The sequence below is a fragment of the Pseudomonas mohnii genome, assembly GCF_900105115.1.
GTDB classification, from domain to species: domain Bacteria; phylum Pseudomonadota; class Gammaproteobacteria; order Pseudomonadales; family Pseudomonadaceae; genus Aquipseudomonas; species Aquipseudomonas mohnii.
In genome coordinates this window covers 5269711-5287967 of the sequence record NZ_FNRV01000001.1, presented here as the reverse complement: position 1 = coordinate 5287967, position 18257 = coordinate 5269711, and the positions used below count along the sequence as shown (strand labels likewise).

The window sequence follows — 18257 nt, the reverse complement described above, 5'->3', positions numbered from 1 at the left end:
AGTGATAGCACACTAACCACTCCATCCTGGCTCGCGGCATCAAAAGACAGCTTTAACTCGTTGTAGTTCTTGGCTTTTCTTATAAATCGACAGCTCTGATATGCTTTCCGGCCTTTGGTCCGAGGTAGCACCATGCAACTCATCGATATCGGCGTCAACCTGACCAACCCCAGTTTCGCCGACAAACACCAGGCTGTACTCGAGCGCGCCTACGCCGCCGGCGTCTGCCAATTGGTGCTCACCGGCACCAGCGTCGAGGGCAGCGAACAGGCGCTGGAGTTGTGCCAACAACTGGATGAAAGCGCTCAACGGCTGTTCGCCACCGCCGGTATTCACCCCCATTCGGCCAGCGACTGGAATGCAGACAGCGCCCGGCGTCTGCGCAGTTTGCTCAAGGAACCGAACGTGGTTGCCGTGGGCGAATGCGGACTGGACTTCAATCGCGACTTCTCTCCGCGCCCGCAGCAGGAAAAAGTCCTCGAGGAGCATCTGGCGCTGGCAGTCGAATTGCAATTGCCCGTGTTCCTTCACGAGCGCGACGCCAGCCAGCGTTTGCTGGACATCCTGCGCGACTTCCGCGATCAACTACCCGCCGCCGTGGTGCATTGCTTCACCGGCGAACGCAAGGCGCTGTTCAGTTACCTCGACCTGGACTTGCACATCGGTATCACCGGCTGGATCTGCGACGAACGCCGAGGCACTCATTTGCATCCGCTGGTGAAAGAGATCAAGCGCGGACGCCTGATGCTGGAAAGCGATGCCCCCTATCTGCTGCCACGCAGCCTGCGACCCAAGCCAAAGAACGGTCGCAATGAACCGGCCTATCTGACGGAAGTGCTGCGCGAGGTGGCGTTGCATCGCGCAGAGAGCCTGGAAGATTTGGCCGCCCACACGACCGCCTGTGCACGGGCGTTCTATGGTCTGCCTTCCATCCCGGAATAAAACACACCTCCGGTGGGAACAAGTTTGCCCACAGGGTAAAGGGGTGACCCATTGACGCATGTCAACATTCGTCAACCTGCATAGCGGCACAATACTGGCACCTTGCCAATGCTGTTTCCGCTATCAGAGAAAACCTCCATGGGTGCCTGGCTTAGCAATATTTCGCTGAAATACAAATTCTGGGCGGTCAATGCCGTCGCCTTCGTCACCACGCTGCTGCTGGTGCTGTACGCCGTGCAGCTCGAACAGCAAGCCCGGATTCAGACCGCCCAGGCATCGGCCCAGGCCCAGGCTCGATTGCTCAGCGCCTGGCCCGTGGGGCAGCCACTCCCGAAAGCGGACAATGTACTGACCTCCGATCGCGGGCATGCCCCGCAGCTCAACGGGCAGCCTGTGCTGGAACTGACCGATGCCAAGGGCTGGGTCGAGATCGACAGCATGCCGTTGTTCGGTGACAACCTGCTCATTGGCGCCGAGGTATTCACTCGCGCTGATGGTCAGCAGGTCGCGGTGATTGCCCATGGCCCGAGCCTCAGCCAGGTATTCAGCGAGCGTTTTGCCAACTACGCGGTCGCCGTGTTCATCCTGATGCTGGCGATGCTTGGCGCTTCGCAACTGCTGATCCGCTTCCTGCTCAGCCAGCTCAACACCTTGAAAGACGTGATGCTCCACGTCGAAAAAACCGGCGACCTCTCGGCCCGTGTCCCACTGGCGTGCAGCGACGAAGTCGGGCAAATGGCCAATGCCTTCAACGCCATGCAGGCCGGCTATCAACGGGTGGTCAACACCGTCGCCAATACCGCCCGGCAACTGGATGACGGCGCCGCGCGGCTGGCGTCGAGCATGAATGACGTGCGCCAGGGCATGCTCGGCCAGCAAAGCGAAACCGATCAGGCCGCCACGGCGATCAATGAAATGACCGCCACCGTCTACCATATCGCCCAGCACGCGGGCGCCACCCGTGACCTCTCGCAATCGGCCGACACCCTGGCCGGCAGCGGGCATGAAGTAGTGATGCGCGTGCAGAAGTCGATTGCCGGGTTGTCGACCGGGGTGCAGCAGACCGCCGAAATGATTCAGCGCCTGGCCGAGGACAGTCAAAAAATCAATGGTGTGGTCAATGTGATTCACAGCATTGCCGAGCAGACCAACCTGCTGGCGTTAAACGCTGCGATTGAGGCGGCCCGGGCCGGTGAAATGGGTCGTGGATTTGCCGTGGTCGCCGATGAGGTACGCAACCTGGCCAAACGCGTGCAGACCTCCACGGACGAAATCACCGTGATGGTGTCCGCGCTGCAGGCCGGGACCCGGGATGCCGTGGACTTCATGCAGGAGAGCTCGTTCAAGGCCGACGACTGCGTGCAACAGGCGCAGGAAGCCGGCGCGGCGCTGGCGGAGATCACCGGCGCGGTGGCGCAAATGCGTGAAAGCAATACGCAGATCGCGGTGGCGGCCGAGCAGCAGAGTCAGGTGGCGGAGGAGATGAATCGGGCGGTGGTGAGCATTCGCGATGTCACCGAGAACACGGTGCGGCAAACCGTCAATTCGGCAACGACCAGCAATGACCTGGCGGCGTTGGCCGGGGAGTTGAGCAGGGCCATAGGGCAACTCAAGCTCTAAGGGACTCATCGCGAGCCAGCTCGCTCCCACAAGGAATAATCAGCGGCCACAGGTTGTGGTCTGACAGAACGCCATGGTGGGAGCGAACTGGCTCGCGAAGAGGCTGGCCCGCTCAGCATCAATATTGACCATGACCTCTATCACCTCCATAGCCAACCTTGATTCGCCGCCCGCATCAGCCAGACCTATCCTTTATTCATGTGTTCAACATGGATCGAGGATAAACATCATGGGTAAACGTCACCCCAACCTTCCCGCCTGGCAATGGCGCGCCTACCCGAACAATCATCAGCATCCGACCAATCTGGTGTTACACCTGATTGCCGTGCCGCTGTTCATCCTGGGGTTCCTGTTGATTGTTACCGGGGTGTTCGGCTTGAGCTTCGTGAACATCGCCATCGGCGTGATCGGCCTGTTGGCCGCGCTGGCCTTGCAACGTCACGGTCACAGCCTGGAGGCGCAAGCGTCCGAGCCGTTCAGTGATCGCAAGGATGCCGTCTCGCGCCTGCTGGTCGAGCAGTTCCTGACATTCCCACGGTTTTTCTTCAGCGGCGGCTGGTGGCGCGCCTGGCGGGAGCGCCACCGCCATCATTGATCAGGCGAACACCGTCACGGTCTGCCGGCTCATGGCAATCAAACGCCCCCGCGCATCCCACAGGTTCGCGGCGGCATGGCCGTAGCCGTCGGCGGCGTGTTCGGTTTCGACGAGGTATTTGCACCAGTCCAGGGTGCTCAGTTCGAGCAACGGCTGCACGAACTCGATGGTCCAGGTCAGGGTGCTGCCCATCGCCGGCTTCTTCAGAAACGGCATCAGCGCCGGCGGCCAGGCGTCGACCAGTGCCAGTATGTGCGACTCCGTGACCGCCTCTTCCTTCACATCGCCACGCAAGCGCACCCAGCCGCCCATCTCACGGGATGTGTTGCCAGTGAACGGCAGCCCGCCGACACTCCAGCGCATCGCCAGATGCCGCATGAATTCCGGGGTCACGCCCTTGACGTAGGGCAGCTCCTGGCAGTCATCCCAGTGTTTCATTTCCGGGGCCGGTTGCGCCGTCACCGCCACTTCCGAAGGCCGCGAGGCGCCGAAACTGCCCTGGATCAAAGTCACCACCTGCCCCTTCTGCATCGCCCGGCCCAGCACCTGGCTGACGGCTTTGCCTTCACGCAACACATCGACTTCGAAACTGACCGGCACCTCCGGTTCGACCGGACCTACGAAGGTGATCGCCAGCGAACGCACCTGCCGATCCGCTGGCACCCTGGCGCGCATGGCTTCGTATTGCAAGGCAGCCACCAGACCACCGAAGCTGGCTCGCCCCTGTGCCCACTCAGCCGGAATCGACAACGCCAGGGGCTGGCGGCGGACGGCGTCAAGCAAATCGGAAAAACGCATGCAAACCTCAAGGGCAGGAAAAGGATCAGGGAATCTTAACCAGCCGGCGCGTCGGCCACAGTGATGATTACCGCCAAAGTGCACGACAGATAAGCCGTGCAGGAGGGCCGGGGAACAGTCAGGATTTGAAGCAGGCCTTGCTGAACTTGTCCAGGACACGATCAGCACGGTGCTCTGCCTTGACCATGGTGGTTTTCCAGACCGCGACACAAGGATGCAAATCCGCCTCCTGCTCGGCCCTGACCAGCCATTGCCAGCAATCGTGCCAATCGCCCAATGCCGCCTGGGCCGATCTCAGCCTGGGCAACGCCGCCTTCGGCAAACGGTCCAGCTCGGGGTAAGCTTCGATGCCATAGCGCACTCGCTTGATCAGCAGGCGCAAACGATGGCGGTCGTGGGCAGGATCGTGCAGCGCCTCGTCGAGTTTCTTCCACTGCTTGGCCAGGCGCCTGACGATACGCTTGCGCAGGCCCTTGAGCAGATCCTGACGCTGGGCGGCCCGCAGGAAGCGCGGAAAGGCATCGAGAATTATCAGCAGTTGGTTGAGCTCGGGGCTTGCGGCCACTGCGGGATAGGCTTCGTCCATCTGCGCCATGCGTCGCTGAGCCGCTTCGGGTTGATCGTGCTGGAGCAAATACGCCGCCAGCACTTCGCGATCACGCAAGGGGGTGGTCAGGTCGCCGACCGCGGACGCTGCCGCTTCCAGCTGTTCGACACCGGGCAAGCCACGCAAGGGGCGTAACAGGCTGCGCATGCGGCGCACCGTGGTACGCAGATCGTGCAGCGCTTCCGGATCGGTGCGGGCACTCAGGCGAGCCTGACAGGCCAGCAGACGAACCTCCAGCCCTAAAACCTGCGCCACCAACCGATCAATCAAGTCAGACATCGCTTGCTCCTTGAATCGAACTTCCCCAATGACCTTACATCATGCCTCAACGCCCCGCCCGTGACTCACGAATATAGAACCGGGCCTTCTCGGCCTTTTTGGTGCAACCTTCGAATCCTTCGAATTGCTGCTGGGTCTTGGCGGCGGTCAACAGCGACAAGGCCTTGGAGTAACTGACCGTCCCGGCGAAACCCTCGGCTTTGGCCAGGTCCAGTTCATGCCACGCCGCATCGAGGTTGCTGCCACAACTATCGCGGTACGCGGTTTTTCCGGCGCAACCGGCCAGTGCCAGGGCAATCAAAGGCACACAAATCCAGGCTTTCATCACTCACACCTCAACGATAGGTAAACAATTGTGCAGGTAGGACGGCCTGGGGCATGAAAAGTGCCGTCCATCGCCACAGCAAACTATAGCGTTCGAGAGAATAACCATCTGCCGCCATGGAGTATCGAAATAACGACGCGTTGACCCATCGAGCGACCTTAACGATTGAAGCACGCCCCTCAATGGGTGCATTGTTGAACCATTGAAAACGAGGGCGATTCATGAAGAAGCGTGTCGCACTGGTACTGGGCTCAGGTGGAGCCCGCGGCTATGCCCATATTGGCGTTATTGAAGAGATCGAGCGGCGTGGCTACGACATCGCCTGCGTCGCCGGTTGCTCCATGGGCGCGGTGGTGGGTGGCATTTATGCCGCTGGCAAACTCAAGGAGTATCGCGACTGGATCGAGAGCCTGGATTACCTCGACGTATTGCGTCTGGTGGACGTCAGTTTTCGTCTGGGGGCGATTCGTGGAGAAAAGGTCTTCGGACGGATCCGCAAGATTGTCGGCGAGATCAATATCGAAGAGCTGCGCATCCCCTACACGGCGGTGGCCACCGACCTGACCAACCAGCAGGAAATCTGGTTCCAGGAAGGTTGCCTGCACCAGGCCATGCGGGCTTCGGCGGCAATTCCCAGCCTGTTTACCCCGGTGATGCAAGGCAATCGCATGCTGGTGGATGGCGGCATTCTCAACCCGCTGCCGATCGTGCCAGTGGTGTCGAGCCATTGCGATTTGATCATCGCGGTTAACCTCAACTCCACCAACCAGCGCCATTACCAACTGCCGGTGATCCAGCGGCCCGCCGCGTTCAAAAGCCGCTTCGACAGCCTGATCAATTCCCTCGGTTCGAAGTTGCCGTTCCGGCGCAAGCAGGCCGAACAATTGTTGCTGCTGGAAAAAGAAGCGTTGATGGCCGAAGCGGCCGAGATCAACCCCTGGATCGAATCCGCCGAACCCGAAGCCCAGCAACCGGCTGCTGCGCCGGAACGCGACGGAGCACCGAAGTCAGCCACCGGTTCATTCATCATCGACAACGTCGGGCCGGCGTCGTTGCTGGATTTGATCAACCAGAGTTTCGAGGTGATGCAGACGTCCCTGGCGCAGTACAAGATTGCCGGGTATCCGCCGGACATCCTGATCAACGTGCCGAAGCGGGTGTGCCGGTTTTTCGAGTTTTACAAGGCGCCGGAGCTGATCGCGCTGGGACGGGAGATTGCGCGGGATACGCTGGATCGGTATGAGAGCGAGCGCGAATCCTGAGATTTCTCGAGTCGACGCAATGGCCTCATCGCTGGCAAGCCAGCTCCCACAAGTTCAGTGGCCTTCACAAATGTTGTGTTCAGCTCAAGCCTGTGGGAGCCGGGCTTGCCCGCGATGGGGCCCGATCAGCCAGAACCTGCCTGAAGACCACCCTCACTCAACAACCGATACCCCACTCCCGCCTCGGTCACGATGAACCGCGGCTGGGTCGGATCATCCGCCAGCTTCTGCCGCAAATGCCCAACCACGATTCGCAAATAGTGGCTGTCCTCGGTGTGGGTCGGTCCCCAAATGTCCTTGAGCAATTGCTGCTGGGTGATGACCCGCCCCGGATGCCGCGCCAGTTGCGCCAGCACCGCGTACTCCTTACGGGTCAGCGCAACTTCGGCGCCCTCGAGCAATACCCGGCGATAGGCCAGGTCCACGGTGAGTGGACCGAAGGTCAGTGCCGCTTGCTGAGCCTCGCCCACTGGCGCCTGACGTAACAACGCACGTATTCGCGCCAGAAACTCCTGAATGCCGAACGGTTTGGTCACGTAGTCGTTGGCGCCGCCATCCAGCGCTTCGACTTTCTGCCCTTCGCTGGCGCGTACCGAGAGCACCAGCACCGGCACCGTCGACCACTCGCGGAATTCGCGCAGCACTTGTTGGCCATCCATGTCCGGCAGCCCAAGGTCGAGCACCAACAGGTCCGGTTTGTTCAAGGCTGCCTGGGCCAGGCCTTCGGTGCCAGTGCCGGCCTCCAGCACTTTGTAGCCCTGGGAAGCGAGGCTGATACGCAGGAATTTGCGGATCTGCGGTTCATCGTCGATGACCAAAATGGTCGTGGTCTGGCTCATGGTTTCCGGTCGCGGCATAGAGAGTTCCAAAGAGTATCAGGCTTCACTTTCAGCGCTCACTTTCAAAGGCAGGCTGTTCCTGCAACGGCAAGTGCAAGGTAATGCAGGTGCCACGCCCTTCGATGCCGTCGGCGACGCTGATACGACCGCCATGGGCGCCCACCATGCCCTGACAGATCGCCAGCCCCAGCCCCGTGCCCTGCCCGCCGCGATCACCGCGCGCGGCGGTGTAGAACATGTCGAAAATCTTCGATCGCTCAGCTTCGGGAATGCCCGGTCCTTCATCGCTTACCGAGAAAAACAGCTCTTGGTCAGCGACACCGGCGCGCAATTGCAGACGGCCATGCAACGGCGAAAACCGCGCGGCGTTTTCCAGCACGTTGATCAGTGCCTGTTCGATCAGTGCGGCGTGGACATACAGCAGCGGCAACTCGGCCGGCATCTCGACACTGACCTGCAACGGCGCCAGCACTGCACGCAGTCGATTGAGTGAACTGCCGACAATGTCGGCCGGCGACACCCAGTCCCGCGCCAGCTTCAAGGCACCGTGACCGAGGCGAGTCATGTCCAGCAGGTTTTGAATATAACGGTCCAGGCGCTCGGCTTCATCGCGGGTGCCTTCGAGCAATTCGCGGCGATCCTCCAGCGGGATCGCTTCACCGAGGGCCAACAAGCTGTCGATGCTGCCGCGCATGGAAGTCAGGGGCGTGCGTAAATCGTGGGACACCGAGGCCAGCAAGGCGCTGCGCAGTTGTTCGGTCTCGCCGTGCAGCCGTGCGGCTTCCAGATCATCGGCCAATTGCGCGCGAGCCAGAGCCTGGGCCAACGGTTGACTCAACGCGGTCAACAAACGCCGACGCTGGCCGCTCAAGGTCTGGCCTTCCTTGGCGCACACGCCGAGCAGCGCCAGCGGTCCATCCTCCACCGACAAGGGCCACCACCACCAGCGCCCAAACGGCAGCGTACCGGTGCCGGCACCCGCCGGTTGATCGTGTTGCCAGGCCCAATCGGCGGCGGCGCGTTCGGCCTCGGTAAACTCCAGCGGACCACCGGTTTCGACTTTCCAGCCGCTTTGACCGTCGCGATTGAGCAGGCACAGTTGCAGGTCACTCCAGCCGTTGAGGTGCTGGGCGGCGGCGCTGATCACGGCCTGACGGTCAGTGGCGGCAGTGAGTTTGCGTGACAGGTCGAGCAACTCGGTGGTTTCTCCCTGGGTATCGCGCAAGGCCTGCAACTGTCGGCGCTGGCGCGCCGCGAGGTTGCCCGTGAGGGCCGCCATCAGCAGGAAGAACAATAAGGTGAGCACGTCTTCTTCGCGCTGGATGCTGAAGGAGAAATTCGGCGGAATGAACAGGAAGTCATAGGTCAGAAACGACAACGCGGCACAGGCCAGCGCCGGCCCGAGACTGCTGCGCACCGCCACCAGCAACACGGCGGCGAGGAACACCAGCGAGATATTGGGCAATGGCAGGACACTGGCCACGGCCCATGCCAACGCACTGGCCAAAATCGTTGCCACGACAGCGAGCGCATAGTCGAACCAGACCAGCGCATGCGCCGGATGTTGTCGGGGCGGATTTTTTTCTTCGTCACTGTCGAGGACGTTGATTTCCAACCCTCGCGCATCGCGCAACAAGCGTGCCGCCAGACCACCACCCAGCAACCGCCGACGCAGTCGTGGCCGGGACTGGCCGACCAGTACCAGGCTGGCACGGCGCTCGGCCGCGTGCTGGATCAGGGTTTTCGCTACCTCGCCGGCACGCAGCAGCACCACTTCGCCGCCCAGGCGTTCGGCCAGTTGCTGGGCGCTTTGCAGGCAAAGGCGTGATTGCTCGTCACGCACGCTGCCGTTGTCCACATGCACCAGGCTCCAGGGCAGATGCCGGCGCTGGGCGACACGGCTGGCGTGGCGCACCAGGCGCTCGGCCTGGGCATCGCCGTCAACGCCCACCAGCAGGCGCCCCCGTACGGCCGGCGCGGCTTGACCCAGTTGGCGATAACCCTGGGCCAGATCGTTATCGACCTGAGCCGCCGCGGTTTGCATCGCCAGTTCACGCAGGGCAGTGAGGTTGGTCTGGGTGAAAAATGCGTCGATGGCGGCTCGCGCCTGCTCCGGCACGTAGACCTTGCCGTCGCGCAGACGCTCGAGCAGTTCCCGTGGCGGCAGGTCGATCAACAGCAGCTCGTAGGCCTCTTGCAGCACCCAGTCCGGCAAGGTCTCGCGAACCTGCACGCCGGTAATGCCACGGACCTGATCGTTGAGGCTTTCCAGGTGCTGGACGTTGACCGTGGTGAACACATCGATGCCGGCAGCGAGCAATTCCTGAATGTCCTGCCAGCGTTTAGCGTGGCGACTGCCGGGGGCGTTGCTGTGGGCCAGTTCGTCGACCAGCACCAGCTTCGGTTTGGCCGCGAGCAGACCGTCGAGGTCCATCTCTTCGAGCATCACGCCCCGGTACTCCGAGCGCACCAGCGGTTGTTGCGGCAAGCCGCCGAGCAACGCCTCGGTTTCGGCACGACCATGGGTTTCCACCACACCGGCAATGACTTTCACCCCCTGGCGCAGTTGCGTGTGTGCCGCTTGCAGCATGGCGTAGGTCTTGCCGACACCGGGTGCCGCGCCGAGGAAAACCTTGAGTCGGCCACGGCCATCCCGGGGCAGGTCTGCTAACAGCGCGTCGGCGCGGCCGGAGTCGCTCATGTTTGAAGCTCTCTTTTTTCAGGTGTTGATGTGGTGATTGTTCTGCTGCCATCGCTAGCAGCTAGCTCCCACAGGGGATTGCTGACTTCCTGTGGGGGCTAGCCTGCTAGCGATTGACGCCGCCACCGATCTACAGTTTTTCCAACGCCATATTCAGCGCCAACACATTCACCACCGGCGGCCCCACCAGCGGTTGCTCGATGTGCGCATTCATCAATTGCTCAAGCGTAGACACCGGTACGTTGCGCGCTGCCGCGACACGCGCCAGTTGATAGGCAATCGCCGCCGGTGGCAAGTGTGGATCGAGACCACTGCCGGAGGTGGTGATCAGCGCCAACGGCACCGGCCCCTGACCGGGTACGAGCAGTTTATTGGCATCGTCGATCACCCGAGTGGCCAGCGCCGGGTTGCTCGGCGACAGGTTGCTGGCACTGCTCGACACGGTGGCAAATGCACCGGCCGATGGCCGTGGGTGGAACCAGGCGTCGCCGACGAAATCCTGGGCGATCAGCGCAGAGCCCCGGACCTTGCCCTGGGCATCGCGCACCAGGCTGCCATTGGCCTGATCCGGGAATGCAACCTGGGCCACGCCAGTGACCACCAAGGGGTAAGCCACGCCGGTGATCAGGGTCATCAAAACCAACAGGCTCAAGGCCGGACGTATCATTGTGGACATTTCAAAATCCTCGAATTCGCAGGAAAACCTGTAGGAGCGAGCTTGCTCGCGATGGATCTGAAGGCGCCGCGCTTTGTCAGAAAGGGCGCGTTATCGTTGACCACCATCGCGAGCGGGCTCGCTCCTACAGTGGGGAGTGTCAGATCAAACCAGATGCAACGCCGTCAACAGCATGTCGATCGCCTTGATGCCCACGAACGGCACCAGGATTCCGCCCAGCCCGTAGATCAGCAGATTGCGTCGCAACAATGCCGCGGCACTGGCCGCCTGGACTCGTACACCGCGCAACGCCAGCGGAATCAGCACCACGATGATCAAGGCGTTGAACACGATCGCCGAGAGAATCGCGCTCTGCGGGCTGCTCAGGTGCATCACGTTCAACACGCCCAGTTGCGGGTAGATCGCGGCAAACAGCGCCGGCAAAATCGCGAAATACTTGGCCACGTCGTTGGCGATCGAGAAGGTCGTCAGCGCACCGCGGGTCACCAGCAATTCCTTACCGATCTGTACCACGTCCAGCAGCTTGGTCGGATCGCTGTCGAGGTCGACCATGTTCGCCGCTTCACGGGCGGCTTGCGTGCCGTCGTTCATCGCCATGCCGACATCCGCCTGGGCCAGGGCCGGGGCGTCGTTGGCGCCGTCGCCGCACATGGCGACCAGGCGGCCATCGTTCTGTTCGTGACGAATGCGCGCCAGTTTTTTCTCCGGCGTGGCTTCGGCCAGCACGTCATCCACGCCCGCTTCGGCGGCAATCGCCGCAGCGGTCAGCGGGTTGTCGCCGGTCACCATGACCGTGCGAATCCCCAGTTTGCGCAGCTCGGCGAAGCGCTCGCGGATGCCGGGCTTGACCACGTCCTTGAGGTGGATCGCGCCGAGCAGTTTGCCGTCGGCACAGACCAGCAACGGGGTGCCGCCGCTCTGGGCGATCTTGTCGATTTCTCGCGACAGGGACGGGGCCAGCTCGGCGCGTTTCTGGCCAACGAACGCGAGCAGCGAGTCCACCGCCCCCTTGCGGTACACGCGACCTTGATAGTCGACACCCGACAGGCGCGTTTCGGCGCTGAACGGCACGCCGGTGAGCAACTCAGCCCTCGGTTCGGGTTGTGGATGCAGGGCACGCAGGTATTCGACTATGGATTTGCCTTCGGCGGTGTCATCGGCCAGCGAGGCGAACAACGCACCTTCGGCCAGCTCCTTCGAGCTGACGCCCGGGGCGGCGTATACCGCCGTGCAACGACGGTTACCGAAGGTGATGGTGCCGGTCTTGTCCAGCAACAGGACGTGCACGTCCCCCGCCGCTTCCACGGCGCGACCGGACTTGGCAATCACGTTCAGACGCACCAAGCGATCCATCCCGGCAATACCAATGGCCGACAACAGACCGCCGATGGTGGTCGGAATCAGCGTGACCAATAACGCCACCAGGAACACCAGCGGCAGGCTGCCGTTGGCAAAGTGGGCGAACGGCTGCAGGGTGACGACCACCAGCAGGAAGATCAGGGTCAGGCCGATCAGCAGAATGTCGAGGGCCACTTCGTTCGGGGTTTTCTGGCGTTTTGCGCCTTCGACCAGAGCGATCATGCGGTCCAGGGTCGATTCGCCCGGGTTGGCGGTGATCTTCACCAACAGCCAGTCAGACACCAGCCGTGTGTTGCCGGTGACGGCCGAGCGGTCGCCGCCGGACTCGCGGATCACCGGCGCGGACTCACCGGTAATCGCCGCCTCGTTGACCGCGGCGATGCCTTCGATCACCTCGCCGTCACCGGGGATCATCTCCCCCGCTTCGACGCGCACCACATCGCCCTTGCGCAGGCTGGTGGCCGGCACCACTTGAAAGGTGCCATTGCTGGTTTTACGGCGAGCGCTGAGGCCTTCACTGCCGGCCTTGAGACTGTCGGCGCGCGCCTTGCCACGACCTTCGGCCAGGGCTTCGGCAAAGTTGGCGAACAGTACGGTGAACCACAGCCACACGGCGATTTGCGCGGCGACGAAGGTCGGCACCGCCGTGTCTGGAATGAAGCACAGCACGGTGGTCAGGATCGCCGTCAGTTCGACCACCAGCATCACGGGCGCACGCTGCAACTGGCGTGGGTCGAGCTTGACGAAGGCTTGCACCAGCGCCGGGCGCCAGAGCGCCGAGATCGCGGTTTTCGGTTGCTCCGGCGCTTTCGCGGCGACGGTTTTGGTTACGGGCATATTCATCAAATAGTCCTCAGAAACCCATGCTCAAGTGTTCAGCGATAGGACCCAGCGCCAGGGTCGGCAGGAAGGTCAAACCACCTACCAGCAAAATGGTCACGGTCAGCAGGGTCACGAACAGCGGGCCGTGGGTCGGGAAGCTGTTCTGGCTGATCGGTGCGGTTTTCTTCATCGCCAGGCTGCCGGCCAGGGCCAGTACCGGGAGGATGTAGCCGAAGCGACCGATCAACATGCCCAGGCCCAGCATCAGGTTGTGGAACGGGGTGTTGGCCCCGAAGCCGCCAAACGCCGAGCCGTTGTTGGCGCTGGCCGAGGTGTAGGCATAAAGCAACTGACTGAAACCGTGGGCACCCGGGTTGCTCACTGCTGCTACCGGGCCTGGCAGGCTGGCGGCAATCGCGCCGAGCACCAGCACGCCGATCGGCATGACCATCAAAGTCACCACCAACAGCTGCACTTCCCTGGCCTGCAGTTTCTTGCCGAGGTATTCCGGTGTGCGCCCGATCATCAGGCCCGCCAGGAACACCGCGATCAACACGTTAAGCAACATGCCGTAGAGCCCGGCGCCCACACCGCCGAAGATCACTTCGCCGACCATCATGTTGACCAGCGCGACCATGCCACTCAGCGGGTTAAGGCTGTCGTGCATGCCGTTGACCGAGCCGTTGGACGCGGCAGTGGTGGTCACCGACCACAGCACAGTGGCGGTGGTGCCGAAGCGCGCTTCCTTGCCTTCCAGCGGTGCGGTCTGCTCGACGGCGACGTTGTTCAGGGTCGGGTTCGGTTGGTATTCAGCCCACAGCGAGGTGGCGCCGCCGATCAGGAACAGCGCCAACATGCAGGCGATGATCGCGCGGCTCTGACGCAGGTCTTTCACGTAGTGGCCGAAGGTAAACACCAGCGCTACCGGGATCAGGATGATCGACGCCAGCTCGAACAGATTGCTCCACGCCGTCGGGTTCTCGAACGGATGCGCCGAGTTGACGCCGAAGAAGCCACCACCGTTGGTACCCAATTGTTTGATCGCAATCTGGCTGGCAGCAGGACCGAGCGGGATCACCTGATCGACGCCTTGCATGGTCACGGCATTCACATACTGCGCGAAGGTTTGCGGCACACCCTGCCAGACCAGGTACAGCGCCAGCAGCAGGCACATCGGCAACAAGCCGTAGAGGGTGGCGCGGGTCATGTCGACCCAGAAGTTACCGAGGCTTTTGGTCGACTTGCGGCCAATGCCACGGCACAGCGCAACCAGCACGGCCAGGCCGGTGGCGGCGCTGACGAAGTTCTGCACGGTGAGGCCGACCATCTGGCTCAGGTAGCTCAACGACGCTTCGCCGCTGTAGGACTGCCAGTTGGTGTTGGTCATGAAGCTGATGGCGGTGTTGAACGCCAACGTCCACTCCTGACCCGGCAGGTTTTGCGGGTTGAGCGGCAGATGGTCCTGGAACACCAGGATCAAGAACAGCAGCAAGAAGCCTGCGAGGTTGAAGGCGAGCAAGGCCAGTGCGTACTTCTGCCAACTCTGTTCGGCCTGCGGATCGACTCCCGCCAACCGATAACAGCCACGCTCGACCGGGCCGAGGATCGGCGTCAACCAGGTGCGCTGACCTTCCATGACCTTGTAGTAGAAGCGTCCGAGAAACGGCGCCGGGACCAATACCAAGGCAAAAAACGCGAGGATCAGCCAATAGTCATAACTGTGCATAGCCGCTCCTAGTTCCGGTCCGCGCGCAACAGCGCAACCAACAGATAAATGAACAGCCCCACTGCCAGCAGCAGTGACACCCCGTCCAGAACGCTCATGGAAATTCTCCGTGTTACGGCGCATTGCCGCGTGTGGAGTCATTGTCGACAGGGAGGCTGTAAAGGAACGAGATCGAGGGGTGTGGCGGGGCATAAAGAAAGTGTAAAGAGTGGGTTTATGGCTTTGTTACAGCGGTGTTCTGTCGGGCCTTATCGCGAGCGAGCTTGCCCGCGATGGCGGCATGACTGACGACGACGCTCTCATCTGGAGCAAAAAATACCGGCATACAGAGCCGAACATCCCCGATACGACAGCTTTCATCGCTTTACGACGGCAAATCACGAAATGGCACGCCCACTGCACACGCCCTCCCCCGAGCTGTCCAATCCGTTGAGGGAGCAAACGCATGAACACACAACTCAAACCCACGCTGGGCACCCTGCACTTGTGGGGCATTGCGGTCGGGCTGGTCATTTCCGGTGAATACTTCGGCTGGAGTTATGGCTGGGGCGTGGCCGGGACGTTGGGCTTTCTGGTGACCTCATTCATGGTCGCCACCATGTACACCTGCTTCATTTTCAGCTTCACCGAGTTGACCACGGCGATTCCCCATGCCGGTGGTCCGTTTGCCTACAGTCGCCGAGCCTTTGGCGAGAAAGGCGGATTGATCGCCGGGCTGGCGACGCTGATCGAGTTCGTCTTTGCGCCGCCGGCCATCGCCCTGGCCATTGGCGCCTACCTCAACGTGCAATTTCCGGCCCTCGACCCGAAACACGCCGCGGTCGGCGCGTACATCGTCTTCATGGGCCTGAACATCCTTGGAGTGAAATTCGCGGCGACCTTCGAACTGGTGGTCTGTGTGCTGGCGGTCGCGGAACTGCTGGTGTTCATGGGTGTGGTCGCGCCGGCGTTCAGCTTCAGCAACTTCGCCCTCAATGGCTGGGCCGGTTCCAATGTGTTCGGCGCACCGGCGATTGCCGGGATGTTCGCGGCGATTCCTTTCGCCATCTGGTTCTTCCTGGCCATTGAAGGCGCAGCCATGGCCGCCGAAGAGGCCAAGGACCCGAAACGCACGATTCCCAAGGCCTACATCAGCGGGATCCTGACCCTGGTGTTACTGGCGATGGGGGTGATGTTCTTCGCCGGTGGCGTCGGCGACTGGCGCACCCTGTCGAACATCAACGATCCGCTGCCACAGGCAATGAAAACCGTGGTCGGCGAAAGCTCGGGCTGGCTGCACATGCTGGTGTGGATCGGCCTGTTCGGGCTGGTGGCGAGTTTCCACGGGATTATCCTCGGCTATTCGCGGCAATTTTTCGCACTGGCCCGCGCCGGTTACCTACCCGCCTCCCTGGCCAAACTGTCGCGCTTCCAGACACCGCACCGGGCGATCATCGCCGGCGGCGTGATCGGCATTGCAGCGATCTATAGCGATGGCCTGATCAACCTTGGCGGCATGACCCTGACGGCGGCAATGATCACCATGGCCGTGTTCGGCGCCATCGTGATGTACATCATGAGCATGCTCAGCCTGTTCAAACTACGCAAAACCGAGCCGAACCTGGAGCGCACCTTCCGCGCGCCGTGCTACCCACTGGTGCCGTTCATTGCATTGGTGCTCGCTGTGGTTTGCCTGGTGGCGATGGCGTGGTTCAACATGTTGATCGGGCTGATCTTCCTCGCATTCATGGCGGTGGGGTTCGTGTACTTCATGCTCACCGGGCAGTTACGTGCCGATGCGCCGGCGGATGCGATGTTGACCGGGCGTTAAAACAATCACGGTGCAGCTGACCTATCAGGCATAGAATGGAACCACTGCGAAAGTCATTCACTCAAAGTGGTATGCACGCGCGGTTGTCGAGCCTCGCCAACCGGCCTGCCTTCAAGGAGAGTCCTATGCCCTGGTATGCCTGGTTGATACTGGTAATAGCCATCGGCTCCATCGTTGGCGGTTTGATGATGCTGCGTGACACCGCCAACAAGGTCGATCTGACCGAAGAGCAACGTCGACGCGTAGCCGAGCGTAATGCGGAAGCGGACGCCAAGGATGCGCAGGACCGCTGAAAAAACCTGCTGTATCCGCGGGGGTTTGTTTTTCATCGGGTAGGAGCGAGCTCGCTCCTACAGGGTGCGGGGCTATTTTTCCCAATCAGCCTTGGCAATGTGCAAGCCATGCAGCCCCTTGTAGGCCGCGCGCTCAGGCTGGCTCCACCCCTCCAGCAACGATTCCTCCAATCGATAAATCTCCACGCCCAACGGACGACAAACGCTGAGCGGATCCTGCGCGTCAGGCCCCCACATGGCCAACGACAAGTCTCCGCCTGGACAGGTCGACAGTGCACACAGGAGGTCGATTTCGGCGAAAAATTCCAGGTAATCGCCCTTCTTGGCCGGACACGCTTTCATGAAGTACATGTCGTCGTGGTTCAGCCCCGTGCACTGGAAAATATTCAACACATCGTGCACATCGAGCTCGGTCAGGCCGTGGGGCAGCACGGCGCGGGTCAGGTTGGAGTGGCAGTGGTGGTGAAAATCCTCGCCGGTGAGCATTTTGTTCACATAGGGATCGCAGCGAGTGCCGAGCAAATCGTGCAGTCGACCGCCATGTTCATCAATCCCGTAGCCCGCCAGGCTGTCATCGGTGATAGTCACCAGCGGCCGCAGAAACGGCAGGTTCGACCAGAGCCGGTCATGGGTGCTGACGTGTGCGCCTTGTAGCTGCCGGGTGCGCGACGCCCACAAGCGCTCGCGCGGGTCGTTGGCATTCCAGACGTTGAAATCACCCACTTGCGGCCCGACCGGTGTCGTCACGCGAAACACATGGCCGGCCGGGACTTTCCAGGCGCGGCCGGTGCGAATCGGTACTTCGAAGGACTCGATCAGCGTGCGTCCCTCCTTCACATCACGCACCCGCTCATAAAAGGCTTTATCCACCTGCAAGGCGGAGCCTTTGCTGACTTGATAGGCCGCCGGATAGTCTTTGTACATGGCACGAATCCTCGATCAGTGATGGGAAGAAGGCGCAAGCATTTGCAACAGCTGGTGTTCGGAATCGTCGAGATACAGGCCCATGGCCTCCTCGGCCGCACGCTTGTTGCCTTCGACCAGAAGTTCATGGATCTGCCGGTCGCGGGCCAGCCATGGCGCCTGAAAACGCGACTCATCGGGCGCGGTGCAAAACACCAGGCGCAATTGAGCCACGACATTGGTAAAGAACTCATCGAACAGCGGGCTGCGCAGCAACCCGACAATGTGTTGATGAAATTGCAGACTGTGGGTGCCGACGGCGCGCCAGTCCTCGCGCTCCCGCGCCAACTCTGTGGCTTCCAGGGCTTGGAGCATCCGGTCGGACTGATAGTCACGCAGGGGGTGACTGGCACTGATGGCTTGCAGTTCCAGCGTGCGCCGGACCTTGAACAGGTCCCGCACATCATCACTGCCCAACTTGCGCACCATGACGCCTTTGTTGCGCACATAGTGGGTCAAGCCATCCTGACCAAGACGATGCAAGGCTTCACGGATGGTGTTACGCGAGGCGTTATAGGCAGAGACCAGGTCGTTTTCCACCAGCGCCATGCCAGGCAGCAAGCGTCCACCGATGATGTCGGCGCGCAACTCCAATGTGATGTGGTCAGCCAGTGACAGTCCGCTGTTCATACTATTGCCT

The 18257-nt window shown here is 61.5% G+C and carries 17 protein-coding genes; 6 read left to right on the top strand and 11 right to left on the bottom strand.

The window, feature by feature from the left end; genetic code table 11:
- The first annotated feature begins 132 nt into the window (after window positions 1-132).
- The 3 genes from BLV61_RS24695 (at window position 133) to BLV61_RS24685 (ending at window position 3157) form a co-directional block, all read left to right on the top strand.
- Entirely contained in the window at window positions 133-942 is an 810-nt protein-coding gene (locus BLV61_RS24695) for a TatD family hydrolase (RefSeq protein WP_090468046.1), read from the top strand.
- A 138-nt stretch (window positions 943-1080) separates the two neighbouring features.
- Window positions 1081-2562 (top strand): methyl-accepting chemotaxis protein, encoded by a 1482-nt coding sequence (locus tag BLV61_RS24690; protein ID WP_090469975.1) that lies wholly within the window; start codon window positions 1081-1083, stop codon window positions 2560-2562.
- Window positions 2563-2791: 229 nt separating this feature from the next.
- Window positions 2792-3157, top strand: a complete 366-nt coding sequence (locus BLV61_RS24685) for a terminase (RefSeq protein ID WP_090468043.1) — start codon at window positions 2792-2794, stop codon at window positions 3155-3157.
- Here BLV61_RS24685 and BLV61_RS24680 read toward each other — a convergent pair whose 3' ends face one another.
- From BLV61_RS24680 to BLV61_RS24670, 3 genes are all read right to left on the bottom strand, one after another.
- Window positions 3158-3955 carry an acyl-CoA thioesterase gene (locus BLV61_RS24680; RefSeq protein WP_047527127.1) on the bottom strand — a complete coding sequence of 266 codons (798 nt, stop codon included), beginning with the start codon at window positions 3953-3955 and terminating at the stop codon, window positions 3158-3160.
- Window positions 3956-4073: 118 nt separating this feature from the next.
- Window positions 4074-4841, bottom strand: a complete 768-nt coding sequence (locus BLV61_RS24675; RefSeq protein ID WP_090468041.1) for a CHAD domain-containing protein — start codon at window positions 4839-4841, stop codon at window positions 4074-4076.
- A gap of 46 nt (window positions 4842-4887) precedes the next feature.
- A complete protein-coding gene (locus BLV61_RS24670) occupies window positions 4888-5166 on the bottom strand; it encodes a hypothetical protein (RefSeq protein WP_034150181.1) in 279 nt (92 codons plus the stop codon).
- A gap of 221 nt (window positions 5167-5387) precedes the next feature.
- Between BLV61_RS24670 and BLV61_RS24665 the strand changes: the two genes are divergently transcribed.
- A complete protein-coding gene (locus tag BLV61_RS24665; RefSeq protein ID WP_047527125.1) occupies window positions 5388-6428 on the top strand; it encodes a patatin-like phospholipase family protein in 1041 nt (346 codons plus the stop codon).
- A 125-nt stretch (window positions 6429-6553) separates the two neighbouring features.
- Here BLV61_RS24665 and BLV61_RS24660 read toward each other — a convergent pair whose 3' ends face one another.
- The 6 genes from BLV61_RS24660 to kdpF form a co-directional block, all read right to left on the bottom strand.
- Window positions 6554-7267, bottom strand: coding sequence for a response regulator (locus BLV61_RS24660; protein ID WP_090469973.1), 714 nt, complete (start codon window positions 7265-7267; stop codon window positions 6554-6556).
- A gap of 49 nt (window positions 7268-7316) precedes the next feature.
- Window positions 7317-9968, bottom strand: a complete 2652-nt coding sequence (locus BLV61_RS24655) for a sensor histidine kinase (protein ID WP_090468039.1) — start codon at window positions 9966-9968, stop codon at window positions 7317-7319.
- Between the two features lie 130 nt (window positions 9969-10098).
- Complete coding sequence (gene kdpC / locus BLV61_RS24650; RefSeq protein WP_090468038.1) at window positions 10099-10644, bottom strand: potassium-transporting ATPase subunit KdpC; 546 nt, start codon at window positions 10642-10644, stop codon at window positions 10099-10101.
- Between the two features lie 144 nt (window positions 10645-10788).
- A complete protein-coding gene (kdpB, locus tag BLV61_RS24645) occupies window positions 10789-12846 on the bottom strand; it encodes a potassium-transporting ATPase subunit KdpB (RefSeq protein ID WP_090468036.1) in 2058 nt (685 codons plus the stop codon).
- 10 nt (window positions 12847-12856) lie between these two features.
- Entirely contained in the window at window positions 12857-14551 is a 1695-nt protein-coding gene (gene kdpA / locus BLV61_RS24640) for a potassium-transporting ATPase subunit KdpA (protein ID WP_090468035.1), read from the bottom strand.
- Between the two features lie 8 nt (window positions 14552-14559).
- Window positions 14560-14649, bottom strand: a complete 90-nt coding sequence (gene kdpF, locus BLV61_RS24635; protein ID WP_007899818.1) for a K(+)-transporting ATPase subunit F — start codon at window positions 14647-14649, stop codon at window positions 14560-14562.
- 347 nt (window positions 14650-14996) lie between these two features.
- Here kdpF and eat point away from each other — a divergent pair, with 347 nt between their 5' ends.
- Together eat and BLV61_RS24625 are read left to right on the top strand one after the other, a co-directional pair.
- Window positions 14997-16361: an ethanolamine permease gene (eat, locus tag BLV61_RS24630; protein WP_090468033.1), complete on the top strand. Its 1365-nt coding sequence runs from the start codon at window positions 14997-14999 to the stop codon at window positions 16359-16361.
- A gap of 125 nt (window positions 16362-16486) precedes the next feature.
- Complete coding sequence (locus tag BLV61_RS24625) at window positions 16487-16654, top strand: DUF2897 family protein (RefSeq protein WP_081997838.1); 168 nt, start codon at window positions 16487-16489, stop codon at window positions 16652-16654.
- A 72-nt stretch (window positions 16655-16726) separates the two neighbouring features.
- Here the strand turns inward: BLV61_RS24625 and BLV61_RS24620 are convergent, their stop codons facing one another.
- Both BLV61_RS24620 and BLV61_RS24615 read right to left on the bottom strand, forming a co-directional pair.
- Window positions 16727-17578, bottom strand: coding sequence for an urea carboxylase-associated family protein (locus tag BLV61_RS24620; protein WP_090468031.1), 852 nt, complete (start codon window positions 17576-17578; stop codon window positions 16727-16729).
- 15 nt (window positions 17579-17593) lie between these two features.
- Window positions 17594-18247: a GntR family transcriptional regulator gene (locus tag BLV61_RS24615; protein ID WP_090468028.1), complete on the bottom strand. Its 654-nt coding sequence runs from the start codon at window positions 18245-18247 to the stop codon at window positions 17594-17596.
- Window positions 18248-18257 lie beyond the last annotated feature (10 nt).